Origin of the sequence: Nitratireductor alexandrii, assembly GCF_004000215.1 — a bacterium.
Taxonomy (GTDB): Bacteria; Pseudomonadota; Alphaproteobacteria; order Rhizobiales; family Rhizobiaceae; genus Mangrovimarina; species Mangrovimarina alexandrii.
The window spans coordinates 109,331-131,360 of record NZ_RBVY01000006.1; the positions used below are offsets into that span (position 1 = coordinate 109,331).

23 protein-coding genes are annotated in these 22,030 nt (G+C 64.7%); 8 read left to right on the forward strand and 15 right to left on the reverse strand.

Translation table 11 applies throughout. The features are described from left to right. Positions 1-19: 19 nt before the first annotated feature. The 9 genes from EP380_RS15040 to EP380_RS15080 all read right to left on the reverse strand — a co-directional run bounded on the left by EP380_RS15040 (position 20) and on the right by EP380_RS15080 (position 9,583). Positions 20-1,930, reverse strand: a complete 1,911-nt coding sequence (locus EP380_RS15040; RefSeq protein WP_127599194.1) for an AMP-dependent synthetase/ligase — start codon at positions 1,928-1,930, stop codon at positions 20-22. A gap of 24 nt (positions 1,931-1,954) precedes the next feature. Further along, a complete protein-coding gene (locus EP380_RS15045) occupies positions 1,955-2,767 on the reverse strand; it encodes an ABC transporter ATP-binding protein (RefSeq protein ID WP_127599195.1) in 813 nt (270 codons plus the stop codon). After that, complete coding sequence (locus tag EP380_RS15050) at positions 2,764-3,552, reverse strand: ABC transporter ATP-binding protein (protein ID WP_127599196.1); 789 nt, start codon at positions 3,550-3,552, stop codon at positions 2,764-2,766. Before EP380_RS15050 ends, EP380_RS15045 begins: the two co-directional genes overlap by 4 nt. Further along, the gene (locus tag EP380_RS15055) at positions 3,549-4,649 is read right to left on the reverse strand and encodes a branched-chain amino acid ABC transporter permease (RefSeq protein ID WP_106571930.1); all 1,101 of its coding nucleotides are present in this window, start codon (positions 4,647-4,649) and stop codon (positions 3,549-3,551) included. Before EP380_RS15055 ends, EP380_RS15050 begins: the two co-directional genes overlap by 4 nt. Positions 4,650-4,656: 7 nt before the next feature. After that, positions 4,657-5,532: a branched-chain amino acid ABC transporter permease gene (locus tag EP380_RS15060; RefSeq protein WP_106571931.1), complete on the reverse strand. Its 876-nt coding sequence runs from the start codon at positions 5,530-5,532 to the stop codon at positions 4,657-4,659. A 98-nt stretch (positions 5,533-5,630) separates the two neighbouring features. Further along, positions 5,631-6,671 (reverse strand): alcohol dehydrogenase catalytic domain-containing protein, encoded by a 1,041-nt coding sequence (locus EP380_RS15065; protein WP_127599197.1) that lies wholly within the window; start codon positions 6,669-6,671, stop codon positions 5,631-5,633. Continuing rightward, complete coding sequence (locus tag EP380_RS15070; protein WP_127599198.1) at positions 6,668-7,651, reverse strand: NADPH:quinone oxidoreductase family protein; 984 nt, start codon at positions 7,649-7,651, stop codon at positions 6,668-6,670. The genes EP380_RS15065 and EP380_RS15070 overlap by 4 nt, the downstream gene beginning before the upstream one ends. A gap of 7 nt (positions 7,652-7,658) precedes the next feature. Next, positions 7,659-8,897 carry an acyl-CoA dehydrogenase family protein gene (locus tag EP380_RS15075; RefSeq protein ID WP_106571934.1) on the reverse strand — a complete coding sequence of 413 codons (1,239 nt, stop codon included), beginning with the start codon at positions 8,895-8,897 and terminating at the stop codon, positions 7,659-7,661. Further along, positions 8,894-9,583: a TetR/AcrR family transcriptional regulator gene (locus EP380_RS15080; protein WP_164749874.1), complete on the reverse strand. Its 690-nt coding sequence runs from the start codon at positions 9,581-9,583 to the stop codon at positions 8,894-8,896. Before EP380_RS15080 ends, EP380_RS15075 begins: the two co-directional genes overlap by 4 nt. A gap of 95 nt (positions 9,584-9,678) precedes the next feature. Here EP380_RS15080 and EP380_RS15085 point away from each other — a divergent pair, with 95 nt between their 5' ends. The 5 genes from EP380_RS15085 (at position 9,679) to EP380_RS15110 (ending at position 13,257) form a co-directional block, all read left to right on the forward strand. Then, entirely contained in the window at positions 9,679-10,500 is an 822-nt protein-coding gene (locus tag EP380_RS15085; RefSeq protein ID WP_106571936.1) for an SDR family oxidoreductase, read from the forward strand. A 10-nt stretch (positions 10,501-10,510) separates the two neighbouring features. Beyond that, on the forward strand, positions 10,511-11,005 hold the full coding sequence (locus EP380_RS15090) for a MaoC family dehydratase (protein WP_106571937.1): 495 nt from the start codon (positions 10,511-10,513) through the stop codon (positions 11,003-11,005). Next, entirely contained in the window at positions 11,002-12,036 is a 1,035-nt protein-coding gene (locus EP380_RS15095) for a phosphotransferase family protein (protein ID WP_127599200.1), read from the forward strand. The genes EP380_RS15090 and EP380_RS15095 overlap by 4 nt, the downstream gene beginning before the upstream one ends. Further along, a complete protein-coding gene (locus tag EP380_RS15100) occupies positions 12,033-12,812 on the forward strand; it encodes an SDR family NAD(P)-dependent oxidoreductase (protein ID WP_238719882.1) in 780 nt (259 codons plus the stop codon). The genes EP380_RS15095 and EP380_RS15100 overlap by 4 nt, the downstream gene beginning before the upstream one ends. Before the next feature lie 91 nt (positions 12,813-12,903). Next, positions 12,904-13,257, forward strand: a complete 354-nt coding sequence (locus EP380_RS15110; RefSeq protein ID WP_127599201.1) for a YciI family protein — start codon at positions 12,904-12,906, stop codon at positions 13,255-13,257. A gap of 13 nt (positions 13,258-13,270) precedes the next feature. Here the strand turns inward: EP380_RS15110 and EP380_RS15115 are convergent, their stop codons facing one another. The 6 genes from EP380_RS15115 to EP380_RS15140 are packed head-to-tail and all read right to left on the reverse strand — an operon-like array spanning position 13,271 to position 19,764. Then, the gene (locus EP380_RS15115) at positions 13,271-14,179 is read right to left on the reverse strand and encodes a fatty acid desaturase (RefSeq protein WP_127599202.1); all 909 of its coding nucleotides are present in this window, start codon (positions 14,177-14,179) and stop codon (positions 13,271-13,273) included. Between the two features lie 26 nt (positions 14,180-14,205). Further along, complete coding sequence (locus tag EP380_RS15120; RefSeq protein WP_127599203.1) at positions 14,206-14,769, reverse strand: sarcosine oxidase subunit gamma; 564 nt, start codon at positions 14,767-14,769, stop codon at positions 14,206-14,208. Continuing rightward, the gene (locus EP380_RS15125) at positions 14,762-17,752 is read right to left on the reverse strand and encodes a sarcosine oxidase subunit alpha (RefSeq protein ID WP_127599204.1); all 2,991 of its coding nucleotides are present in this window, start codon (positions 17,750-17,752) and stop codon (positions 14,762-14,764) included. Before EP380_RS15125 ends, EP380_RS15120 begins: the two co-directional genes overlap by 8 nt. Continuing rightward, positions 17,752-18,072 (reverse strand): sarcosine oxidase subunit delta, encoded by a 321-nt coding sequence (locus EP380_RS15130; RefSeq protein WP_127599205.1) that lies wholly within the window; start codon positions 18,070-18,072, stop codon positions 17,752-17,754. Before EP380_RS15130 ends, EP380_RS15125 begins: the two co-directional genes overlap by 1 nt. A gap of 13 nt (positions 18,073-18,085) precedes the next feature. Then, the gene (locus tag EP380_RS15135; protein ID WP_106571944.1) at positions 18,086-18,508 is read right to left on the reverse strand and encodes a hypothetical protein; all 423 of its coding nucleotides are present in this window, start codon (positions 18,506-18,508) and stop codon (positions 18,086-18,088) included. A gap of 2 nt (positions 18,509-18,510) precedes the next feature. Continuing rightward, a complete protein-coding gene (locus EP380_RS15140) occupies positions 18,511-19,764 on the reverse strand; it encodes a sarcosine oxidase subunit beta (RefSeq protein WP_106571945.1) in 1,254 nt (417 codons plus the stop codon). 422 nt (positions 19,765-20,186) lie between these two features. Here EP380_RS15140 and rpsU point away from each other — a divergent pair, with 422 nt between their 5' ends. From rpsU to EP380_RS15155, 3 genes are all read left to right on the forward strand, one after another. Further along, complete coding sequence (rpsU, locus tag EP380_RS15145) at positions 20,187-20,420, forward strand: 30S ribosomal protein S21 (protein WP_106571946.1); 234 nt, start codon at positions 20,187-20,189, stop codon at positions 20,418-20,420. Positions 20,421-20,559: 139 nt separating this feature from the next. Further along, the gene (locus EP380_RS15150; protein ID WP_106571947.1) at positions 20,560-21,402 is read left to right on the forward strand and encodes a tetratricopeptide repeat protein; all 843 of its coding nucleotides are present in this window, start codon (positions 20,560-20,562) and stop codon (positions 21,400-21,402) included. A gap of 102 nt (positions 21,403-21,504) precedes the next feature. Further along, positions 21,505-21,981, forward strand: a complete 477-nt coding sequence (locus EP380_RS15155; protein WP_106571948.1) for a DUF992 domain-containing protein — start codon at positions 21,505-21,507, stop codon at positions 21,979-21,981. The last annotated feature ends 49 nt before the right edge of the window (positions 21,982-22,030 follow it).

Here is a 22,030-nt window from a genome sequence, read left to right on the forward strand (position 1 = left end):
TCCTCCTTGGCTATGATATTCAGGTTTCGGCATGGCCGGGCTGGCCATACATGTCGTCGATCAGTTTCTTGTGTTTTTGTTCGACGAAACTGCGCTTCAACTTCATCGTCGCGGTCAATTCCTCATCCTCCGCCGTCAGCAGCACGTCGATCAAGCGGAAATCCTTGATCTGCTCGACACGGGCGAATTCGGCGTTCGTCTCCGCGACGATACCGGCGATGAGATCGCGCACTTCCTGCGCCGCGCACAGCGACTTGAAATCGTTGAACGGCACGCGCCTTTTCTGCGCGAATTTCTCGACATTCTCCTGATCGATCATGATCAGGCTGGTCAGATATTTGCGCTTGTCGCCGATGATCACCGCATCGGCGATGAAGGGCGAGAATTTCAGCCGGTTCTCGACCTCCGCCGGCGTAATGTTCTTGCCACCGGCGGTGATGATGATGTCCTTGACCCGGCCGGTGATCGTCAGGAACCCCTCATTGTCGAGGCGTCCGACATCACCGGTCTTGAGCCAGCCATCCTCGGTGACGGTCTCGGCGGTCTTGTCGGGCTTGTTCCAATATCCCTTGAAGACATTGGCGCCGCGATATTGGATCTCGCCTTCGGGCGAGAGCCGGATTTCGCCGCCCGGCACCGGCTGGCCGACCGTGCCGGTCTTGTTGCGCTCGATCAGATTGACCGAGATCACACCGGCGCTTTCGGTCATCCCGTAGCCTTCCAAAACGGTGATGCCGACGGCCCGATACCATTTCAAAAGCGCCGGCGAGATCGGCGCCGCGCCTGTCGTCCCGCGCCGCAGCCGGTCGAACCCGAGCATGCGGCGCAGATTCTTGAGCACCAGGAAATCCCAGATCGCGTAGGAAAGCCGGTTCATAGCGGAAACCGTCTCACCGGCCTCCAGCGCCTCGGCGCGCGCCATACCGGACGCCAATGCGCGACGGAAGGCCCATTTGCCGAGCGGCGTGGCTTCGTTGGCCATAATGGTGACGCGGGAGTAGATTTTCTCCCACACGCGTGGCACCGCCGTGAACACATGCGGCGAAACCTCGCGCAGATTGTCGAACACGGTTTCGGGGCTCTCGGCGAAATTAACCGTCGAGCGCAGCCCGATCGGCGTGAAGACGCTGATCAGCCGTTCCAGGATATGGCACAACGGCAGGAAGCAGACCTGCTCGTCGCTTTCGTCGACCGGCAGGGTCAGCACCGCGCCAGCAATCGACACGACGATGTTCTCGTGGCTGATCATCGCGCCTTTCGGCGGGCCCGTGGTCCCGGACGTGTAGACCAGGATCGCGGTGTCGTCGGGTTTCGAGGTAGCGATCTCTTCCTCGAAACGGTTCGGATTCTGTTTCAGGAAATCCCGCCCGAGCCGGTAAAGCTCGTCGAGGAAAATGACCCGGTCGTCGGAAAACCCATGCAGACCGTCGGCATCGTAGACGATGACCTTGGCAAGCCCCGGCATCTCGTCCTTGACCGACAAGAACTTGTCGAGCTGCTCGTCATTTTCCACGAACAGGAAGCGGCTGTCGGAATCGTTGACCAAATATTGCAGTTGCTTGGCCGAATCGGTCGTGTAGACGCCTGACGCGATGCCACCCACCGACTGGACCGCAAGGTCGGTGTAGATCCATTCCTTGTTGTCCTCCGACAGGATCGAGACCACTTCGCCGCGTTTCAGCCCGAGCGAGAGCAGGCCCAGTCCGATCAGGCGGGCGTGTTCGTAAAAATCCTCCCACGTATAGGACAGCCAGATGCCGTACTGTTTTTCGCGATGCGCGACGCGGTTGCCCAGTTCCTGGCAGCGCTGACGAAACAGCTTCACCAGCGTGTCGCAACCGTCGAACACATAGGGACCCTTTGACAGGTCCGCATTGAAACTGTGTCCGTTAACCGTCTGTTGCGGAGGCAGTTTTTCGGCAATCGTCATTGCTTCCTCCCGTCACGGCGCGCCTCAGCGCCAGGTCTTTTTCTGTTTCCAGCGCTTCTGGCCGCGCTGCGTCTCCTGCTGGACGCCGAGATAGAATTCCTGCACGTCCTTCGACTGCAGCAGGCGCTTGGCGTCGTCGGCCATGACGATGCGCCCCAATTCCATCACGTAGCCGTAATCGGCCACCTCCAGGGCAACCTTGGCGTTCTGCTCGACAAGCAGCATCGTCACCTTCTGCTCGCGGTTGAGGCGGCGGATGATCTTGAAGATCTCCTTCACCAACAGCGGCGACAAGCCGAGACTCGGTTCGTCGAGCAGCATCAGGGTCGGACGGGCCATCAGGCCGCGGCCGATCGCCAGCATCTGCTGCTGGCCGCCCGACAGCGTGCCGGCGGCCTGTCGGCGCCGCTCGGCCAGGATCGGAAAATAGGAAAACACCATCTCCTCGTCGCGGTGCACCTCGCCCGTGTCGTTGCGGGTGAAGGCCCCCATCCTCAGATTTTCCTCGACGGTGAGCAGCGGGAAAACCTCGCGCCCTTCCGGCACGTGGACGATACCCTTGCGCACGATGCTGTCGGGGCTGGCGCCGGCGATGTCCTCGCCGCGGTAGACGATCTGCCCCTTCTCCGGGTCCATGACGCCCGAAATGGTCTTCATCAGCGTCGTCTTGCCGGCACCGTTGGCGCCGAGCACCGTCGCGATCTGGCCCTCGCGGACCTCGAGGCTGCAACCGCGGATCGCCATGATCGGCCCGTAATAGCTTTCCAGGTTGCGCACCGTCAGCAAGGCCTGTGGCGCCTGGTCGGGATGTGCCTGTGCTGCCGTGGCGCCGCTCATGCGACCTCCCTTTCCGCCGCCTCATCGGCCGAGCCGATATAGGCCTCGATCACCTTTGGATCGTTCTGGACTTCCGCCGGCGTGCCAAGGGCCAGCATCATGCCATCGGCCAGTGCAAGCACGCGGTCGCAAACCGAGGAAACGAGATGCATGTCGTGCTCGACCATCAAGACAGTGATGCCCATCTGAGTCTTGATGTCCTCGATCCAGAAGGCGACGTCCTGGGTCTCCTCAACCGAAAGACCGGAGGCCGGCTCGTCGAGCAGCAGCAATTTCGGTTCGATGGCGAGCGCCCGCCCCATCTCGACCACCTTGCGCACCCCGTAGGGCAGGCCGGCGATCATCTTCTCGCGATAGGGCTGCAGGTCGAGAAAATCGATCACCTTCTCCACAGCCGTGCGGTGACGCCGCTCCTCTTCGCGTACGAAGGGCGTGAACAGCAGTTCGGAGACGAAATTGGAATGGCGGTGGCGATGCCGACCGACGAGCAGGTTCTGCAGCACGGTGGCCTGCTCGAACAGCTCGATGTTCTGGAAGGTGCGCGCAATGCCCAGCCCGGCGATCTCGTGCGGCTGGCGCGTTAGGATGCTCTTACCGTCGAAGCGGATGTCGCCCTCGGCCGGCTCGTAGAAGCGCGAGATCAGGTTGAAGATCGTCGACTTGCCGGCGCCGTTGGGCCCCACCAGCGCGAAAACCTCTCCCGCCTCGACCGAAAACGAGACCTGATTGACCGCCACCACGCCGCCGAAGCGAAGCGTGACATTGTCGATTTCAAGCAGGCTCATCGCATGCGCTCCGTCTTGAGATAGCTCTTCTGGCGCCTGAACATGTCGCGGCGATAGAACGGAAACAGCTCGAAATAGGTTCTGATCTTAACCCAGCGGCCGTAAATGCCCATCGGTTCGAACAGGATGAAACCGATCAGGATGGCGCCGAAGATCGCCGCTTCCAGCCCCGGTATCGCGATCGAGCCGCTGCCGATCAGGCCGGCGACGAAATCGCGTCCCATCGCGATCGCCTGCGGCATCAACGCCACGACGACAGCACCGAAAAAGGCGCCGTGGATGGAACCGAGCCCGCCGATGACGATCATCATCAGAAGCTGGATCGAGATGATGATGTTGAAGGTCTCGTTGTTGAAGATGCCGGCGAAATGGCCCATCAGGGCCCCGGCCAGGCCGGTGATCGCCGTCGATATGCCGAAGGAAACCGCCTTGGTGCGGGCGATGTTGACCCCCATCGCCTGGGCCGACACTTCCGAATCGCGCACCGCGGCGAAGGAACGGCCGAGCGGCGAGCGCAACAGGTTGCGATAGGCCAGCACGACCAGGATCGTGACGATCAGCACCAGCCAGTAGAACCGCTCCGGGTTGCCGTAACGATCGATCTCCAGTCCGAAAATGCTGATCGTCGGCGCGAACAGGCCGACCACGCCGTTGGTCAGCGGCTCGGCGATGACGATCAAATCGTCGGTCAAGATGGAGATCGCCAAGGTGCCGATGGCGAGATAGATGCCGTGCAGCTTGGTGGTGGGGATGGCGATCAGCACGCCGGCCAGCCCGGCGATCACGCCGGCCAGCGGAAAGGACAGGATGAAGGGCAGGCCCAGCCTTTCCTGCAACAGCACATTGGCATAGCAGCCCACCGCGAGGAAGGCCGCATGGCCGAGGCTCGCCTGACCGGTCTGGCCGACCAGGATCATCAGCCCCATGCCGGCGATCGCCCAGATCAAAAGATTGGTCATCTCGCCGAGCCAGAACGTGTCGAAAAACAACGGCAACAGGATCGCCAGCGCGGCCAGGAGCAGATACCACGCCGCCTGGACGCCATGCCGGAAATAATTGATGTCGGCGTCGTAGGATGTCTTGAAGACGATTCTCATGGCCGCGCTACACCTTCTTCCGGTGGACCTGGGCGAGAATGCCGTGCGGTCGGAAGATCAGGATCAGGAACAGCAGCAGGTAAGGCATGATCTGCGAGTAGCCAGCCGCGATGTAATAGGACGAGAACGGCTCGATCAGCCCGACGATCAGCCCGCCGAGCAGCGCACCAGGCAGCGAGCCGAACCCGCCGATCACCGCCGCGGCGAAGGCCTTGATGCCGAGTAGGCCGATCGAGGGATCGATCGACCCCTTCGAGGCGAACAGGATGCCGGCGATGGCGGCGACCGCGCCGGCGAGCGCCCAGATCAGCGAATGAACGCGCATCACCGGTATGCCCATATAATAGGCCGCGAGCTGGTTCTGGGAGGCGGCCTGCATGGCGACGCCGAGCTTGGTGCGGTTGAAGTAGAAATAGAGCGCGACGGTGAGGATCAGCGTGACGGCGATGATCATCACCTCGTCGAGGCCGAGCACCAGCCCGCCGAAGCGCACGTCCTTGCCGGCGATCGGCGATTCCAGCGAGATCGGCTCATGGCCCCAGATCAGCCCGGCGAAAAAGCGCAGCACGAAGCCGAGCGCGATGGTGAGGATGACGATCGCGATCTGCGACTGGCCGAACATGCGCCTGAGCACGAACAGGTCGAGCAGATAGCCGAAGGCGCCCATCACCACGATCGCGATCGGCACCGACAGCCAAAACGGCCAGCCCAGAAATTCCTGGTTGGTCAGGCCGAGCGCGATGAAGGCACCGAGCATCATGAAGTCGCCCTGGGCGAAGTTCACGGCTTCGGTCGCCTTGTAGATCAGGACGAACCCCAACGCGATCAGGCCGTAGACGCACCCATTGGCGAGGCCGCTTACAACAAGCTGCAAGACGTCCAAGACGTTCTCCTCCCATCATTGCCACGGTCTTTGCCGTGTTTTTTTAAACCGTAACAGCGACTTGCCTGTCCCCGCAAGCAAACTCGCCAACTCTTTCCTCAGGGCTCGATAAACACCTTGCCGTTCGGTTTGGCGAGCTCGCCCGGCACACGGTCGATCGCCTCGTCAAGCGGCACGATCGCCGTCACATCGGTCGACCAACGTCCGTCTGCGAAGCGTTTTTGCGCCTCCATCACCACCGCGACCCTGCGTTCCGGCGCGGCGTTGCGCAACCAGTCCGTCAGCCAGAAGCCTTCGATGCGCTTGCGCATGAAGATCAATTGACCGGGCTCAGGGATCGGCGTCGTCTGCGTGTCGAGCCGACCATAAACGATCCAGCGCGCCCGTTTCGGCATTGCGTTGAAGATCTGGCCGGCGAGCGGCCCCGTCACCGCGTCGAGCAGGATCCGCGGTTGCTCCTGCTTCATCACCGTCTTCAAAGTCGTCTCGAAATCGGGTGCGGAGGCGTTGAGCACATGTGCGGCGCCGGCCTTCTCGAGCAGCGGGGTCTGGTCGTCGCGGCGCACGATGGCGATCGGCCGATAACCGTCCTCGGCCGCCACGCCCATGATCAGCTTGCACAACTGGCTCGCCGCTGCCGTCAGCACGAAGGCCTTTTCGCCTTCCTCCTTGACGATCCCGAACATGGCGAGCGCGGTCAGCGGATTGACGATCATCGCCGCGCCGTCGACGTCGTTGACGCCGTCGATCAGCGGAATGCAGGCTGCCGCCTCGGCGACCGCGTATTCGGCCCACGCGCCCCAGTTCGACAGCCCAGTGGGAAAGGCGACGCGCGCGCCCACAAGCTTCTGGGCGGCGGCGTCCTCACCGGCCGCCACCACCTCGCCGACCCCTTCGAACCCGGCCGGCTGGCCCTTGTGGCGTGGCTGGCCATAGAGCCCCTTGACGAACATGACATCCGACGGGTTGATCGCCGCCGTTCGGACCTTCACCAGCACCTGGCTGGCGCCGGGCATGGGCACGCCGATCTCGCCCAGTTCGACGAAAGAGCCCATATCGGCGAGCGAAGCGTCCGACGACTCGGCCGAATAGCCATCATGCTTCAAAAGAAGCGCCTTCATGGTGGGCGGTATCGTCATGCAATATCCTTCTCGGGTTTGAGAATCAGCTTGCCGGCTGCGCCGCGGTTCATCACCCGCGCCAGCACCGCCGGTGCGTCGGCAAGCCGGTACTCGCCCTCGATCACCGGCTTGAGCTTGCCGTCCAGATACCAGCCGACCAGTTCGCGCATGTTGGCGGCATAAGTGGCGGGCTCCTTGCGCGTGAACGCGCCCCAGAAGACGCCGACCACGCTGAACCCCTTGACCAGGGCCAGATTGACGGGAAATTTCGGGATCGTGCCGGAGGCGAAGCCGATCACCAACAGCCGGCCGCCCCAACCCATGGCGCGGGCCAGCGCGTCGAAGGCCTCGCCGCCGACCGGGTCATAGCCGACATCGACCCCCTTGCCGCCTGTCGCCTCCTTCAACGCCTCTTTCAGATTGTCGTAGCCGAGCACGACATCGGCACCGGCCTCGCCCGCGATCCGGCGTTTTTCGGCGCTGGAGGCGACGGCGATCACCCGCGCGCCCATCGCCTTGCCGATCTGGACGGCCGCTAGCCCGGTCGCACCGGCCGCGCCGAGCACGCACAGGGTCTCGCCCGCAGCCAGCTTGCCGCGCTGCTTGAGCGCGTGGTGCGACGTCCCGAAGCCGCACAGCAGCGCGCAGGCATCGGCGTTGCCCATCTCATCGGGCAGGGCCATCACCGTGTCCTCGTGGGCGGCGACCCTTTCGGCATAGGCGCCGAGCGACGAGACGGACGCGACCCGATCGCCGACCTTGACGCGGCTCACCGCATCGCCGACCGCCACCACCGTGCCGGCCACTTCCATGCCCGGCACGAACGGCACTGGCGGCTTCATCTGATAAAGCCCCTGCACGAGCAGCCCGTCGGGATAGTTGACGCCGATCGCCTCGGCCTCGATCACCACCATGTGGCCGGTCGCCTCCGGTTCCGGCCAGTCGGCATATTCCAGCCGGTCGAGCGGGGCGAAATCGCGGGCAACGATCGCTTTCATGACGCCGTCACACCTTTTCCTGCGTGTATTTTTTCAACTCGACCCGCGCCACCTGCCGGCGGTGCACCGCGTCGGGTCCGTCGGCCAGACGCAGCGTACGCAGATGCGTCCACGAGCGCGCGAGCGGCGTATCCTGGCTGATGCCCTGGCCGCCGAACATCTGGATCGCCTCGTCGGTCACCTTCAGCGCCACCCTCGGCGCGACCACCTTGATCTGGCTGATCCAGGGCGCGGCGGCACGCGGGTCGCCCTGATCCATCATCCAGGCGGCCTTGAGGCACAAGAGCCGCGCCATCTCGATCTCCATCCGGCATTCGGCGATGATGTCGTAGTTGGCGCCGAGTTGGGCCAGCGGCTTGCCGAAGGCCTCGCGCCGCATGGAGCGCCGGCACATCTGCTCCAACGCCATCTCGGCCTGGCCGATGGCGCGCATGCAATGGTGGATGCGGCCGGGTCCGAGCCGGCCCTGGGCGATCTCGAAGCCGCGCCCCTCGCCGAGAATGAGATTGTCGGCCGGAACCCGCACATTCTCGAATTTGAGATGGAGATGGCCGTGCGGCGCGTCGTCCTCGCCATAGACATGCATCGCCCTGAGCTTGGTGATGCCGGGCGTGTCGGCCGGCACCAGGATCATGGAATGGCGCTGATGTTTCGGCGCGTCCTCGGCGGTCTTGACCATCACCACATAGATCGCGCAACGCGGATCGCCAGCACCCGACGACCACCATTTCTCGCCGTTGAGCACGTAGTCGGCGCCGTCCCGCTCGCAGCGCATGGCGATGTTGGTCGCGTCCGAGGACGCGACGTCGGGCTCGGTCATCAAATAGGCGGAGCGGATGCGGCCCTCCAGGAGCGGCGCGAGCCATGCGCGCTTGTGCGCCTCGGAGCCGTAGCGCTCCAAAACCTCCATATTGCCGGTATCGGGCGCCGAGCAGTTGAACGTCTCCGCACCCAGATGGGCCTTGCCCATCTCCTCGGCCAGATAGGCGTATTCCACCGTCGTCAGCCCGTAGCCGCGGCTGGAATCGGTCAGCCAGAAATTCCACAGGCCGCGCTCGCGCGCCCTGGATTTGAGACCTTCCAGGATTTCGGTCTGGCGCGCCGTGTAGGCCCAGCGATCGCCGTCCTTGCCGATTTCGGCCAGAAATTCCTCGTCGAGCGGCATGATCTCCTCGCGGACCATGCGCGCGACCTTGTCGTGGATCGGCTTCAGCCGCTCGGTCATGCCGAGATCCATGGTGCTCATGTCGGGTTTTCCTGTGTTCCTCGCAGCCCGCCCTGGGCAAAATCCACGACCTGGCGGGCGATGGCCTCGATATCGGAGCGGGTTTCGCCGACACGCGGCGAGTACCAGAAGATAGGCGAATTGAGCGTCATGAACATCAGCTGATTGGCGATGCTCATGTCGTCGAACCGGAATACCCCCTCCTCGCGCCCCTGCAGCAGGGTCTCGCGAAACAGCTTGCCATAGGTGCTGCGATATTCCAGCAACTCGTTGAAAACCTCGCGCTGGGCTGGCGTTGTGGCGCCGCGCAGATGCATTTCGACCCCGATCCACACCGCACGCTGGAACGGCTTGGTGTCGATCATCTGGACCACGTGCACCATCGCCATCTTGCGCCAGCGCGGCAATGCCGGGCCCGGCAAGTGCCGGTAGGGCTCGACGGCCTGATAGTTCATGTCCATGCCGGCGCGGAAAACCTCGGCGAACAGATCCGCCTTGGACGGGAAATGGTGATAGATCCGACCCTTCGTGGCGCCGAGGCTGCGTGCCACGTCGTCGATCGAGGTGCTGGCGTAGCCGCGTTCCATGAAGCAGGTCGCCGCGGCGCGCAAAATGTCGGCACGCGAGCTGTCGACAACTTGTTCGCGAACGCCAAGCGACATCGCCGCCACGACCTCCCTGTCCGCCCTGTTATCGGTTCGGCTCATGGCCGATGGGCTCTTTACTGGCAGGGCAATGATGAACATACTACCGAGTATGTTGTCAATGCGGACTCGCGTGGACGGGCCGCGAGGGGAGGAAGATGGCTTATCTCGACGAACTGTTTTCGGTTGCCGGCAAGCGCGCCCTGATCACCGGCGCGGCGAGCGGCATCGGCCGCATGGCGGCGACCGCGCTGGTGCGCGCGGGCGCCGAAGTCTATATCGCGTCGCGCCGGCCGGAGGAATGCGAGAAGGTGGCCGGCGAACTGAACGCGATCGGCGCGGCGGGCAAGGCACAAGGCTTCGCCGGCGACGTCGGCAGCGAAGACGGGGTGGACGCGCTTGCCGAGGCGGTGCGGGCGCGCACCGACCAGTTGCACATCCTGATCAACAATGCCGGGCTGAGCTGGGGGGAGCCGCTGGACACCTTTCCCTATCATGCCTGGGCGCGGGTCTTAAACGTGAACGTGACCGGTCTGTTTCACCTGACCCGCACCCTTTTGCCGCTGCTCGAAAACGCGGCACGTGACGACGATCCGGCCCGCATCATCAATCTGGGGTCGGTGATGGGCACCCAGCCGATCGCCGACGGCGCCTATTCCTACACCGCCTCCAAGGCCGCCGTGCATCATCTGACGCGGACGCTGGCCTGCGAACTCGCCGGGCGGCGTATTACCGTCAACGCCTTCGCCCCCGGTCCTTTCCAGAGCCGCATGACGGCCTTCGCCACCGACACCGACGAAAAGGCCGCCAGGGTCGGAAGCCGCGTGCCGATGGGAAGAATCGGCAACCCGGATGACATTGCCGGCGCAACGCTTTATCTGTGTGCAAAGGCTGGGAGTTATGTCACCGGCGCGATCCTGCCGATTGACGGTGGGCAGTCCGTTCAGCATGGCATGTCTCTGTTCAAGGAACCGGATTGATACGCTACTGATGAGCAAGGAACCGCTGGAACCCGTCGACACCGATCATCTGACCGCCGCGATCGGGACCGAGATCGGCATTTCGCCCTGGCGAACGGTCTCGCAACGCATGATCGACCAGTTCGCCGACGCGACCGACGATCACCAGTTCATCCACGTCGATCCCGAGCGGGCGGCGAGCGAGACGCCCTATGGCGGCACCATCGCGCACGGCTTTCTGTCGTTGTCGCTGCTGTCCGCGCTCGCCTACGAGACGCTTCCCCCGCTCAAGAACACCGTGATCGGCATCAATTACGGCTTCGATCAGGTCCGCTTCAAGGCGCCGGTCAAGGCCGGCGCGCGCGTGCGGGCGCGGTTTTTCCTCGCCAATGCCAATATCCGCCCCTCCGGTTGGGTCGAGATCGCCTATGACGTGACGATCGAGATCGAAAACGCGAGGAAACCGGCCCTGACGGCGCGCTGGCTCACCCTTTCCCAGCTTCAACGACTGGACAAAGCATCGTGACCGACCCGAACCTTCTCGATCCCGCCACGCTCACGCCCTATCTCGAAACGCACGTTCCCGGTTTCAGGGGGCTCGGGGAGATCGAGAAGTTCCAGACCGGACAGTCGAATCCGACCTATTTGATCAATGCCAGCTCCGGCCGCTACGTGCTGCGAGCCAAGCCGCCTGGCAAGCTGCTGAAATCGGCGCACCAGGTCGACCGCGAATTCCGGGTCATGGCCGCGCTGGGCAAGGCCGGATTCCCGGTTCCGAAAGTGCTTCACTTGGCGCCGGAAGATTCCCCGATCGGGCGCATGTTCTACGTGATGGGGTTCATCGAGGGCCGGATTTTCTGGGATCCGGCCTTGCCGGAAGCCGCGGATAACGGGGAGCGCACGGCGATCTACGATGCGATGAACGCCACGCTCGCAGCACTCCACGACATCGATATCGAAAAGGCCGGGCTTGCAGATTTCGGCCGTCCCGGCAGCTATTTCGAGCGCCAGTTCGGGCGCTGGAGCAGCCAGTATCGGGCATCGGCGACCGAAACCGTGGAACCGATGGAGCGGCTGATCGCCTGGCTCGGCGAGGCCCAGCCCGAGGATGACGGCCAGGTCTCGCTCGTGCATGGCGACTTCCGGCTCGACAATATGATGTTCGCGCCGGAGCGCCCGGTCGTGCTTGCCGTGCTGGACTGGGAGCTTTCCACCCTCGGCCATCCGCTGGCCGACCTCGCCTATCAATGCATGCAGTGGCGCCTGCCGCACCGTTCCGGCTTTCGCGGCCTGGGCGGCATCGACCGTGCCGCTCTCGGAATCCCGAGCGAGGAGGACTATGTCGCGTGCTATTGCGAGCACCGCGGCATCGGCGCGATCGACAATTGGACCTATTACCTGGCCTTTTCCTTCTTCCGGCTGGCCGCGATCTGTCAGGGCGTCTACAAACGCTCGCTCGACGGCAATGCCTCGAACCCGGAAAAGGCACGCATGTATGGCGAAGCCGTGCGGCTGTTGGCCGATCTCGCGATGAAGCGGATCGACGGAGGAAAATGATGGCGCGGTTTTCCGATCAGGTCGTGCTCGTCACCGGCGCCACAGGCGGGTTCGGCCGCCGCACCGCCGAACGCCTGGCCGAAGACGGCGCCACGCTGGTGCTGTCGGATGTCGACGAAGCCAACCTCATCGACTTCGCCGGCTCGCTCTCCTGCCAGACAGCCGTTCTGGCGGGCGACATTGCCGAGGAAAGCCTGTCGGAACGATTGGTGGCGCTCGCCGTCGAGCGCTTCGGCCGGCTCGACATCGCCATCAACAATGCCGGCATCGCCCAAAGCTATGTCAAGCTTGCGAGCGTGCCGAGCGAGGAAGCGCGGCGCATCATCGACATTGACCTGATGGGCGTGTTTTTCGCCATGAAGCACCAATTGCCGCAGATGGAACGACAGCGACGCGCCACGGGCCGGGCTGGTGCGATCGTCAACATCGCCTCGGTCGCCGGCGTCGCCGGCGCCCCGCGCCTTTCCGTCTATGCCGCTGCCAAGCACGGCGTTGTCGGTCTCACCCGCTCGGGCGCTGCCGAATATGCCGCCAAGGGCATCCGCGTCAACGCGGTCTGCCCCTCCTATGCCCGCACCAACATGGTGCAGGATTTCGTCAGGATGACCGGGCTCGGCGAGGACGAGGCGATCGAGCAACTGACCCGGGGCGTGCCGATGAAGCGCGTCGCGGAGATCGACGAGGTGGTGGAGGTGATCCTGTTTGCCGCCGATCCGAAAAACAGCTTCATGACCGGCCACACGCTGTCCGTCGACGGCGGCATCGCCGCGTTGTGATCTTGTTGTCGGCGACGCCGTAAAGAGCCGCCCGAGCGCACCCGTAGCAACGGCCATTGTTCGCCCTAACGGGCGGCGATAGGAGGATAAGATGCAGTTTGCCCTGCTTTGCTACCACTCTCAGGCCCAAACCAGTAGCCTGAGCGCCGACGAGGAGGCCGCGATGATGGCGCGGGTGCGCGCGGCCGAGGACAAGATCCGCACCAAGGCCAACATCGGCCCGAGCCTGCGCCTCAAGCCGACAACGGCGGCACGTTTCGTCAAGGCGGGCGACGACCCGATGGTGATCGACGGTCCCTATGCCGAGACCAAGGAACAACTGCTCGGCTTCTGGATCATCGAATGCGACACGCTCGACGAGGCGATCGAGGCCGGCAAGCATCTGGCGCGCGAGCGCGAAGTCGGCGGGATCGAGGTACGCCCGCTGCTCGCCTTCAATCCCTGATTTTTTGGCCGGCTCAGCCGCGCAAGTGGGCGAGATAGCGGGCGTGAAAGCGGCGATAGCCGTTTTCCGTCACCTGGAGGTTGCCACGGGCCAGGGCGTGGAATTCCGGCAACTTGTGGAACGGCACCATGGGATAGGCGTGGTGCTCGGCATGATAGGGCATGTTCCAGGCGATCCAGCGCACCAGGCGGTTGGTGTAGGTGGTGCGGGTGTTTTCCAGCATGTTGGCCACGAACGGGCAGCGCCCGTGCTCGGCGAGCAGGTAAAGCCGCAGAAAGGGCTGGCCGACCACAGCCGGAATCACCCAGATAAACAGGAGGACGTCCGACCCGGCGGCAATCGACAGCCCGGCCAGCAAGCCATAGAGCGCGAGCGTAACGCGCGCCTCGCGCACCACCCGGCCCCTGGCATTGCCGGGCACGAAATCGCCGTCGACGCGGCTGGCCGCGTTGCGCGCCAGGGTGATCGCCAGCGACCACCACAGCGGCAGACCCGACACATGCAGCCCATACCCGCCTAGGCTTTCGGGTTTCGGCGCGGCAAGCTCGGGGTCGCGTCTCGGGTCCTGCGTGTGGCGATGATGGGCGAAATGGAAATAGCGAAACCAGGTGGCCGGGATCGCGATCAGGAAGCCGCAAATCTGCGCGACCCGCTGGTTGAGCCAGCCGGTGCGAAAGGCGGTGCCGTGGATGGTTTCGTGCTCGAGCGTGAACAGGAACACGATCAGGATGCCCTGGATCGGCACCAGCAGCGGCCACAACGGCGCCCGCACCGCAATCAGCAGGCCGAGACCTGCGATCGACCCGAAATGCACACAAAGCCGCACGATCCCCGGCCGGTCGGATTTTTCGGTGAGCGCGCGACGTTGCTCGCGCGACAGCGCGGCGAGCAAGTGTCGATGGTCGAGGCGGGCGTCGTGCATGAGACCGGTCCGTTCGACGGCCAAGCCTACACGTCGCGCGCCGCCTCGGCCAGAAACGCGTAGGCGTACTCGGCGAAGGAACGCCACACCTCGACGTGGAAGGTCTGTTCGCCGGTGCGCCACAGCACGATCTCGACCTTACCCAGAACCGTGCGCGAGCAAGCCCCGACCGGAAAGGCGGCAAGCGACAAATCCTGCGGGCAGCCGGCGGCAAGACAGGCTTCCGCGCCTTCGCCGGCGACCAGGATCGCGACATTGCGATGCGACACGTCGACGGCCGAATGGAGCGCCTTCGCCCGGCCGGCGGCGGCCGGCAGATCGGCGCCGTCATCGTCGATCACCAACCATTCGTCCGGCCCCAGCCACAATGCGACCCGGCCGCCCGATTTCGCCCGTGCCGATGTCTTGGGCTTGCGCGGAACACTGACGCCGAGCGCCCGCGAGACCGAGTTGAGAGCGTCCTCGCCCGCGCGCAGCGCAAGCCGCGCCGCCGGCGGTCCAGGCGTGACACTGACGTGCTCGCGGGTCGTCGACAGCCCGGCCAGCCTTTCGCGGCGCACCGCCGGTTCCTTGCTCGCCGCGTCAGCCATGCACGCGCTCCCCTTGTTCGTCGAAGAAGACAGTCGATCCGATCTCCGCCTCGATCGCCCCGTCGGGCATCGGCACATAAACGGTTTCGCCGATCCGCTCGCGGCCGCCCGCGATTAGGGCGAGCGCGATCGAACGGCCGCAATTCTGCGACCAGTAGGACGAGGTGACGTGGCCGATCATCGTCATCGGCACCGTCTGGTTTGGGTCGGCGACGATCTGCGCGCCCTCCTCCAATACGATGTTCGGGTCCCGGGTTCTCAGGCCGACGAGTTGCTTGCGCCCGGCGGCCATCAGGTCGGGCCGCTTCAGACCGCGTATGCCGACGAAATCGGTCTTCTTCTTGCCGATCGCCCAGGCAAGGCCGGCATCGTCGGGCGTCACCGTGCCGTCGGTATCCTGACCGACGATGATGAAACCCTTTTCGGCACGCAACACATGCATGGTTTCGGTGCCGTAGGCGCAGGCGCCGTGCTTTTCGGCTTCCGCCCACAGCGCCTCCCACACCGCCTCGCCGTAATCGGCCGGGACATTGACCTCGAAACCCCGCTCGCCGGAAAACGACATGCGAAAGAGTCTGGCCGGCACGCCGCAGACCCGCCCCTCGCGCACCGACATATGCGGCATAGCGGCGGCGTCGAGGTCGACGCCCTCAACGAACGGCGCGATGATGTCGCGCGATCTCGGACCCTGGACGGCGATCACCGCCCATTGTTCCGACACAGAGGTCAGCCACACCTTTAGCTGCGGGAACTCGGTCTGGAGATAGTCTTCCATGTGATTGAGAACCCGCGCCGCGCCGCCGGTCGTGGTGGTGACGTGGAACCGGTCGGGCGCCAGCCGGCCGACGACGCCGTCGTCGTAGACAAAACCGTCCTCGCGCAGCATCACGCCGTAGCGGCAGCGGCCCGGCTCCAGCTTCTGCCAGGGATTGGTGTAAAGCAGCTCCATGAAGGCCGCCGCGTCCGGCCCCACCACCTCGATCTTGCCGAGCGTGGAGGCGTCGAACAGGCCGGCGGTCCGGCGCACGGTGGCACATTCGCGGTTCACCGCCTCGTGCATGTCCTCGCCCGGGCGTGGATAGTACCAGGGTCGTTTCCACTGACCGACATCCTCGAACACCGCCCGCTGCTTTTCGTGCCAGCGATGCATGGCGGTCTTGCGCGTCGGGTCGAACAGCGCCCCGCGCGCCTGATTGACGATCGCGCCGAAAGTGACCGGCGTATAGGGCGGGCGAAACGTGGTCAGCCCGACCTCGGGCATCTCTTTGCCCAGCGCCTCGGCCGCGATCGCCAGCCCGTGCAAATTGGACGTCTTGCCCTGGTCGGTGGCCATGCCGTTGGTGGTGAAGCGCTTGACGTGCTCGATCGAACGCATGCCTTCGCGCACCGCCTGGCGGATATCCTTGGCCGTGACGTCGTTCTGGAAATCGACGAACGCCTTGACCGCCGCCTCCGCACCCGCGCCTGGCGCAGCGCCGGGCATGCCGCCCGCCCAGCCCTCCGAGGTCTCCACGGCCGGCGCCTTGGCCGTCTTGCCCTTAGCGCCCACCGCCCGACCGACCCGTTCGCCCGCCGCGGCCGCCTCCTTGAGCGCGGCGGCGAGATCGTCGGTGCCGTTGCAGGCCCCGACCGACACGCAATGTTGCGGATAGGTATCCGGCAGGAAACGCTGCGAAGCAGGATCGAAGGCGACCTTGCCGCGCGACTGCGAATAAAGGTGAACCGACGGCGTCCAGCCGGAGGAGGTCAAGAGCGCGTCGATCGCGATCCGGCGCGACGGCCCGCCGGTGCGCGGCGCAACCGTCATGGAACTGACCCGCGTCCGTCCGCCGACGCCGGTAACGGCCCGGCCCGGCAGCACGTCAATGCCGAGCCCGCGCGCCTCCTCGTAGAGCGCGCCCTTGGGTTTTTCGCGCAGATCGACGATCGCCGCGATCGCAACCCCGGCCCGTTTCAGGTCGATCGCCGCCGCATAAGCGGAATCGTTGCCCGCGTAGACGCCGACATTGCGGCCCACGCAGACCCCGTAATGATTGAGATAGGTACGCGCGGCCGAGGCCAGCATGATGCCGGGCCGGTCATTGTCGGCGAACACCATGTGCCGCTCGATCGCGCCGGTCGCCAGCACCACCCGCTTGGCCCGCACCTGCCACAGGCGCTCGCGCGGCCGGTCAGCCGGGTCGGCCAGATGATCGCTGACGCGTTCGGCGAGCGCGACGAAATTCTGCGCATAATAACCGAAGGCGGTCGTACGCGTCAGCACGCGCACATTGTCCATGCCGGCGAGCCGCGCCGCGGCCTTTTGCGCCCAGTTCCAGCCCTCCTCGCCGTCGATGCGCGCGCCGCTTTCAAACCGCATCGCCCCGCCGGACGCGGCCTGCTCGTCGCAGAGTATGACCCGCACGCCGGTCTCTGCCGCGGCAAGCGCGGCCGCAAGCCCGGCCGCGCCGCCACCCACGACCAGCACTTCGCAATGGGCGTAGCGCGCGGCATAACGGTCGGGATCGGGTTGGTCGGGCGCCACGCCCAGCCCCGCCGCGGCACGGATCCCGGGTTCGTAGAGCGCCGCCCACGCCGCCTTCGGCCACATGAAGGTCTTGTAGTAGAAGCCGGCCGAGAAGAAGGGCGAGAACAGGTCGTTGACCGCGCCGACGTCGAAGGCGAGCGACGGCCAGCGGTTTTGCGACACCGCCGCCAACCCGTCATAAACCTCCTGGACGGTGGCGCGTACGTTCGGTGTACGGCGCGCGGCGTCGCGGTGAACGCCCACCAGCGCGTTCGGCTCCTCCGCGCCCGCCGACAGGATGCCGCGCGGGCGATGATATTTGAACGACCGCCCGACCAGATGGACATCGTTGGCAAGCAGCGCGGAGGCAAGCGTATCGCCCTCCAGCCCCTGATAGGGACGCCCGTCGAAGGAGAAGGCAAGCCGCCCGGCTGCCGAAAGCCGCCCGGAGCCGGCGATGCGATTGGCTCCGACCATCAGCCTTTGTCCTTTCCGTCCGTCGCCGCGCCGGCGAATTTGGCTGCGTCCGGCTTCTTGCCGCCCGCCTTGTAGGTGGTGAAGAACCGGTCGCTCACCGTGTCGCGCACGGCGTTGAAGAAACGCCCGCAGCCATGGATGTGGCGCCAGCGCTCATAGGCGATCCCGCGCGGATTGGTGCGGATGAAGAAATAGCCCTCGAACGCCTCGTCGCTTTCGGCGCTGATCTCGGCCGGCCGCGCGACATGCGCCTCACCGGCATGGCGGAACTCCAGTTCCGCGCGCTCTTCCTCACAATAGGGGCAGTGAATGAGAAGCATCGCTTGCCGATCCTCACAATTCTCCCGGACCGAGCACGGTCCCGGGCGGCTGGTCGCAGAGACGTTCGCCGATCACCACATAGGGAGCGACGCGTTCGATCAGGGTCTCGATGCTGCCGGCCGGCGCAAACAGCGTCCGGTTGGCGATGTTGAGCACGGTCAGTTCGATCGGGTCGACCGAGAGGATCACATGTCGAGCGGCCTCCTCCTCGGTATCGGCCCCGTCGATGTCCTCGACAAAAATCGCCAGCGGCCGGCCGGCCGACCAGATGCAGGCGATATGTCCGGATGTCACCGAGAACGGCCAACCACGTTCCCCGTCGGTACGCGCGATCGGCTGGACGCGCACCTCGTGCTCGTTCGGAAGGTGGAAGAAGTCCTGCTCCGAGGCGAAAAGGAGCGGCATGGCCACCACGACATCGGCCAGGCGCAGCATGGTCAGTGCGCCACGGCGGCCGCGGCCGCCTCGTCGATCAGCCGTCCGGTGCGGAAGCGCTCGAGCGTGAACGGCGCGTTGATTGCGTGCGGCTCGTCGCGGGCGATGGTATGGGCGAAAACATGTCCCGAGCCCGGCGTCGCCTTGAACCCACCCGTGCCCCAGCCGCAATTGACGTAAAGCCCCTTGACCGGCGTCTTGGCCAGGATCGGCGAGCGGTCGGGGGTCACGTCGACGATGCCGCCCCACGAGCGCAGCATCTTCATGCGCGTGAACATCGGGAACATCTCGCAGATCGCGTCGAGCGTGTGCTGGATGATGTGCAGCCCCCCGGTCTGCGAATAAGAGGTGTACTGATCGGTGCCCGCACCGATCACCAGTTCGCCCTTGTCGGACTGCGAGATATAAGCGTGCACCGTGTTCGACATCACCACGCAGGGAAAGCACGGCTTGACCGGCTCAGAGACCAGCGCCTGCAGCGGATAGCTTTCGAGCGGCATCCTGACGCCGGCCATGTCCATCAGCACGGTGGAGTGGCCGGCCGCGACCACGCCAACCTTGTTGGCGCCGATAAACCCGCGCGCGGTCTCCACCCCGACGACCGCGCCGTCCGCGCCGCGGCGAATGCCGGTGACCGCGCAGTTTTGGATGATGTCGACGCCCCGCGCCGCCGCGCCGCGCGCATACCCCCAGGCGACGGCATCGTGGCGTGCGGTGCCGCCGCGCCGCTGCAGCGCCGCGCCCATTATCGGATATCGCGCATTGCCGGCGATGTTGAGCGGCGGACAGAACGCCTTGGCGGCTTCGGGTGACAGCCATTCATTGTCCACGCCGTTCAGCCGGTTGGCGTGGATATGGCGCTTGAAAACCTGCACGTCGTGGACGTTGTGCGCCAGCATCATCACGCCGCGCGGCGAATACATGACATTGTAGTTGAGCTCCTGCGAGAGCCCGTCCCACAGCTTGATGGCGTGGTTATAGATGCCGGCGGATTCGTCGTAGAGATAGTTGGACCGGATGATCGTCGTGTTGCGGCCGGTATTGCCGCCGCCGAGCCAGCCCTTGTCCAGCACGGCGATATTGGTGATGCCGTGCTCGCTGGCCAGATAATAGGCCGTCGCCAACCCGTGCCCGCCGGCGCCGACGATGACGACGTCGTAGGATTTTTTCGGCTCGGGCGACGACCACTGTGCCGGCCAGCCCTTGTGGCCGCGAAGCGCCTCGCGTGCGATGGCGAAAACGGAATAATTGCGCATCGGCTGTCCGCCTCGAAACCTGTCCGACCACCGTCCGCGACGATCGTCGCAAGCGTATCCCTATCGACTTCGACGCCAAGTTTTTGCGCCAAATGCGACGGCATTTGCCGTTTTGCGTCAAGCCCGCCGACGCAAGCCGCCACGGCAGCCACCAATCCCTGCGCCGACGCCCCTCCCCCGGTCTGTCATGCCGTCGGCCAGGCGGGACAGACAGCGCTCGGTCAAGACACCAAAGCAACGTTGCTCCCGCGACGCGCCGATGGCCTTGCTGGCAACAGCTTAACCCTGCAACCGAATGCCTTTGACGCTGGACAAGACTTGGCGATTCTGCTATCAGCCGCTCCGTTTTGCAGCGATGTCGCTGCGGAGGCGTTTTTTGCTGATCACGCCTCAAGGATCGCAACCGACAAACAGGAACGCCCGTGCAGGTACTTGTCCGCGACAACAATGTCGACCAGGCTCTTCGTGCATTGAAGAAGAAGATGCAACGCGAGGGTATTTTCCGCGAGATGAAAATGCGCGGACACTACGAGAAGCCTTCACAGAAGCGTGCACGCGAGAAGGCCGAGGCGGTTCGCCGCGCGCGCAAGCTTGCCCGCAAGCGCGCTCAGCGCGAAGGATTGTTGTCTGGTCCGCGCGGTGCCGTGGCGCGTTGATCGCGCCGCTATTTCGTCGATTTCGGGCGTTAGCAAGGGTGGGGCGATGAGAATCGCCGCCGCCTTTTTGCGTTTGGCGGCAGGCATTTTTCGAGAAACAGCACAACGGTCCTTGGGGCCGGACGGGGAACGGGGAAGCATGCAGGCATATTCGGGCAAAACACGCGAAGGGCGGAGGTCGGCTACACCCTTCGCGGCTTTATTGTGCCTGGTGCTTGCGGGTTGCCAGTCGTCGGGGCCGGGCGCCGAAATCGCCGCGATCGATACCGCCCAGGGGTCCGCGGAAAACATCGCCTCGCTGACGGCGGTCATCGAGCGCAGTCCGCGCGATGCCCAGGCCTATAATGTGCGCGGCTCCGCCTTCGGGCGGGCGGGCCGCTATCGCGAGGCGCTGGAGGATTTCGACACCGCTATCCGGCTGAACCCGTCCTACTACCAAGCCTATGCCAACCGCGCCCTCATCCACCGTTTCAAGGGCGACGACGGCAAGGCCGTGGCAGACTACAACAAGGCGCTGCAGCTCAACCCGAGCTATGATGCGGCCTATATCGGGCGCGGCAATCTCTATCGCCTGGCCGGCAGGACGCGCGAGGCTTTCGACGATTTCCAGCGCGCCATCCAGCTCGACACCACCGATCCGCGCGCCTATCACAATCGTGGCCTGCTCTATCAGGCGCAGGGCCAGCACAATCTGGCGCTCGAGGACTTTTCCACCGCCGTCTCGCTCGCGCCCAGTTCGGCCGAGCCCTATAATGGCCGCGGCGTGTCCTATCTCGCCCTCGGCGACGAGGAAAACGCCTTCGCCGACTTCAACACCGCCATCAAGCTCGACGGCGAGATCGCGGAAGGATGGGCCAACCAGGCCCTGGTTTATGAACGGCGCGGCGAAAAGCAAAAGGCGATGCGTTCCTACCGCCAGGCCTTGAAGCTCGATCCCGAATACGGTCCCGCCAAGGCCGGCCTCGCACGCGTTCAAGGCTGAGCCTACGTCCGGCGGCCTGCTCCTTGCGCCCGTCAAACCGTCACGCCGCACGGAACGCTATCGCGCCTCATCCGTTTAAGTCCCGAACAAGGAGACCAATGGATGAAGACTTTTGTGATCGCCGCCATGGCCGGCCTGTTTGTCGCAGCACCCGCCTCCGCCCAGGAAGGCGTCAAACTCGGCCTACTCGATTGCGTCGTTGAAGGCGGCGCTGGTTTTATCGTCGGCTCGACCAAGGATGTGAGCTGCACTTACAAACCGGCTGACGACACCAAACCGACGGAAGCCTATTTCGGCGTCATCCGCAAATTCGGCCTCGATGTCGGCGTAACCGGCCAGTCGGTGATGCAATGGGTGGTGCTTGCACCGGCCGCCAACGTTTACGAGCCGGGCGCCCTGGCTGGCGACTATGTCGGCGCCAGCGCCGAGGCCAGCGCTGGTGTCGGCGCTGGGGCCAACGTTCTGATTGGCGGATCCGGCGAGAGCTTTTCGCTGCAACCTGTGAGCGTCCAGACGCAGACCGGCGTCAATGTCGCGCTCGGCGTCAGCCGCTTCGAACTGCGTTCGGCGGCCGACTGAAGTCGCTCGGCGCCGGCCGGCGCCGAACAGTCATGCAAACGACGACGGG

Coding starts and splice junctions, on each gene's coding strand:
- EP380_RS15115 (WP_127599202.1), bottom strand. CDS start 14,179: ATGCACGACGCCCGCCTCGACCATCGACACTTGCTCGCCGCGCTGTCG.
- EP380_RS15135 (WP_106571944.1), bottom strand. CDS start 18,508: ATGCTGCGCCTGGCCGATGTCGTGGTGGCCATGCCGCTCCTTTTCGCC.
- EP380_RS15055 (WP_106571930.1), bottom strand. CDS start 4,649: ATGAGAATCGTCTTCAAGACATCCTACGACGCCGACATCAATTATTTC.
- EP380_RS15130 (WP_127599205.1), bottom strand. CDS start 18,072: ATGCTTCTCATTCACTGCCCCTATTGTGAGGAAGAGCGCGCGGAACTG.
- EP380_RS15070 (WP_127599198.1), bottom strand. CDS start 7,651: ATGAAAGCGATCGTTGCCCGCGATTTCGCCCCGCTCGACCGGCTGGAA.
- EP380_RS15050 (WP_127599196.1), bottom strand. CDS start 3,552: ATGAGCCTGCTTGAAATCGACAATGTCACGCTTCGCTTCGGCGGCGTG.
- EP380_RS15140 (WP_106571945.1), bottom strand. CDS start 19,764: ATGCGCAATTATTCCGTTTTCGCCATCGCACGCGAGGCGCTTCGCGGC.
- EP380_RS15075 (WP_106571934.1), bottom strand. CDS start 8,897: ATGAGCACCATGGATCTCGGCATGACCGAGCGGCTGAAGCCGATCCAC.
- EP380_RS15040 (WP_127599194.1), bottom strand. CDS start 1,930: ATGACGATTGCCGAAAAACTGCCTCCGCAACAGACGGTTAACGGACAC.
- EP380_RS15100 (WP_238719882.1), top strand. CDS start 12,033: ATGATGGCGCGGTTTTCCGATCAGGTCGTGCTCGTCACCGGCGCCACA.
- EP380_RS15110 (WP_127599201.1), top strand. CDS start 12,904: ATGCAGTTTGCCCTGCTTTGCTACCACTCTCAGGCCCAAACCAGTAGC.
- EP380_RS15090 (WP_106571937.1), top strand. CDS start 10,511: ATGAGCAAGGAACCGCTGGAACCCGTCGACACCGATCATCTGACCGCC.
- EP380_RS15080 (WP_164749874.1), bottom strand. CDS start 9,583: ATGAGCCGAACCGATAACAGGGCGGACAGGGAGGTCGTGGCGGCGATG.
- EP380_RS15150 (WP_106571947.1), top strand. CDS start 20,560: ATGCAGGCATATTCGGGCAAAACACGCGAAGGGCGGAGGTCGGCTACA.
- EP380_RS15125 (WP_127599204.1), bottom strand. CDS start 17,752: ATGGTCGGAGCCAATCGCATCGCCGGCTCCGGGCGGCTTTCGGCAGCC.
- EP380_RS15065 (WP_127599197.1), bottom strand. CDS start 6,671: ATGACGATACCGCCCACCATGAAGGCGCTTCTTTTGAAGCATGATGGC.
- EP380_RS15045 (WP_127599195.1), bottom strand. CDS start 2,767: ATGAGCGGCGCCACGGCAGCACAGGCACATCCCGACCAGGCGCCACAG.
- EP380_RS15155 (WP_106571948.1), top strand. CDS start 21,505: ATGAAGACTTTTGTGATCGCCGCCATGGCCGGCCTGTTTGTCGCAGCA.
- EP380_RS15120 (WP_127599203.1), bottom strand. CDS start 14,769: ATGGCTGACGCGGCGAGCAAGGAACCGGCGGTGCGCCGCGAAAGGCTG.
- EP380_RS15085 (WP_106571936.1), top strand. CDS start 9,679: ATGGCTTATCTCGACGAACTGTTTTCGGTTGCCGGCAAGCGCGCCCTG.